At 23.8% G+C, this 2119-nt stretch carries 2 protein-coding genes; both read left to right on the forward strand.

Features of this window, described 5'->3' with window-relative positions; translation table 11 throughout:
* Nucleotides 1-953: glycosyltransferase family 2 protein (locus WBG30_RS13230; protein ID WP_424505126.1), on the forward strand; the 953-nt coding region annotated here is incomplete at its 5' end.
* 5 nt (nt 954-958) lie between these two features.
* The coding region (locus WBG30_RS13235) for a hypothetical protein (RefSeq protein WP_424505127.1) at nt 959-2119 on the forward strand (1161 nt) is incomplete at its 3' end.

Genomic DNA, 2119 nt, shown 5'->3' on the forward strand with positions numbered 1-2119 from the left:
CAGTTTATAATGCAGAAAAATATTTGAAAAAATGTGTTGAAAGTATACTAAGTCAAAGTTACAATTTTTTTGAGGTTATATTAATTGATGATGGTTCAAAAGATAAAAGTGGAAAAATTTGTGATGAATTCTCTATGAAAGATAGTAGGATTAAGGTAATTCACAAAATGAATCAAGGGGTTTCTTCTGCTCGTAATGATGGAATAAAAAAATCTGATGGAGATTATATCTTATTTGTAGATAGTGATGATTATTTTAATGATGATTATTTTTTTAAGAAATTAGTTGAAATAAATAATGATAATGAGTTGACTTTATATAGTTTTACTGTAGATGACCTGATTCATAATAAAAAATATATAGCCAAATCTTTAGATGAATTTGCAACTAAAGATTTTAATAGGAAAAATAAAAATGAAAAAATTAAAGAACTGTTGAAAAAGAATAGACTCTTTGTAAGTCCTTGGACAAAAATGATATCGAGAGATCTAATTATAAAAAATAACCTTTACTTTGATGAGAATTTAAAGACATGTGAAGATATTGAATGGGGAATAAGGCTCTATAGTGTAGTTAAAGATTTTTATGTTAGTAATTTTAATTCATATACATATATAGTTAGAAAGGAGTCTTTAACTGGAACAAGGCCAAAAGGCTCTTGGGAAAATAGGTATACTGTTATAGAAAGAAATATGAAACTTCTAGATTCTAATAATGCATTAAAAAGTATACTTGCAATCCAATATTCTTTAATGGTTGGAGATTTAATAGAACTAGAAGATAAAGAAAATACTGTTAAAGGTGCTATCTATGAAAAAATTAAAAAGTTAGATAAAGTTTTAAATTTTTCTATGGATAAAAAAAGTAGAGTTTTTAGGGTTCTCTATAAGTTATTAGGACTAAGTATTTCAATTAAAATTATGGATTCTTATATTAATAAGAAAAGAAGTTGATAGTGTTGAAAAGAATAAAATATATAGTTTTATTTGAACTGCTATTTATAGGGCTTTTAAATTTAATGTTTGGATTTGAAAAAACTAATCCTATTTATGATGTAATATTTATATTATTTAATACGCTTTTATATTTATTTTATTCTTATAAAAGGTCTAAAAATAAAGTGGTTTTATTTTTACTTTTTATAGGGTTAGTATTTAGATTATTAATTATGTATTATGATATAAATTATAGCCTAGGGGGGACAACTGAACCTTTAGATTTTTATTTAGGGGCAGAGAACTTTTATTTAAATAATGTCCCTAGCTTCAGAGGTTCCAATTTTTCTGGAACAACATTATACATGGGAATCCTCCTAAAATTTATTGGGAATAGCAGACTTTTATTAGCTTATGTAGGAGTTATATCTTTTATGATGTCAGTAAATTTGATGATAGATTTAATGTTAAAATATATTCAAAATAAAAAAAAGATATATTTAATCTTAGCTTGGGTTATTATTTCTCCAATAACTTTGATGAATACGTCATTTACTGTTAAGGAACCACATATAATATTATTAGTAACACTTTCCTTTTCATATTTTATTAAATGGTTCAATAAAAATAGCTTAAAAAACTTAATAATGGCATTATTAGTTTCAACACTTTCGATGATTTTTCATAGTGGAATGTTTACTTTAGTTTTGGGATATTTAATAATTTATTTTATTTGGGATTATAGAAAAAAAGTATTCAAAATTTCTTTAAAAAGTTTCTTGAAAACGATGATGTCTCTATCAATTTTTATATTACCGGTTGTTTATTTTTTTAAAAATTCTTTATTTCTTAAGTTTAAAAATATAAAATCTATAACAGATATATCAAAATTATCATCAATAAGTGGTAAAGTAGATGGAGCGTCTTACAATATTCCAGGAGGAGATACATTTTTAGAGATGATATTGTACAGTCCAATAAGAGTAATTTATTTTACTTTTTCTCCAGTTCCTTGGTTATGGAGGGGACTTGTAGATATAATAGCTTTTTTCATTTGTACGTTTCCGTATATTTTAATAATAATTTATGATTTTAAAATTATGAAAAATAGAAAGAGGATAAAAAATAAAAATATAATAATATTACTTCATATACTACTAATATCTGCGTTTATTGTTTTTGCT

The organism is Psychrilyobacter sp., assembly GCF_049671765.1.
Taxonomy (GTDB): Bacteria; Fusobacteriota; Fusobacteriia; order Fusobacteriales; family Fusobacteriaceae; genus Psychrilyobacter.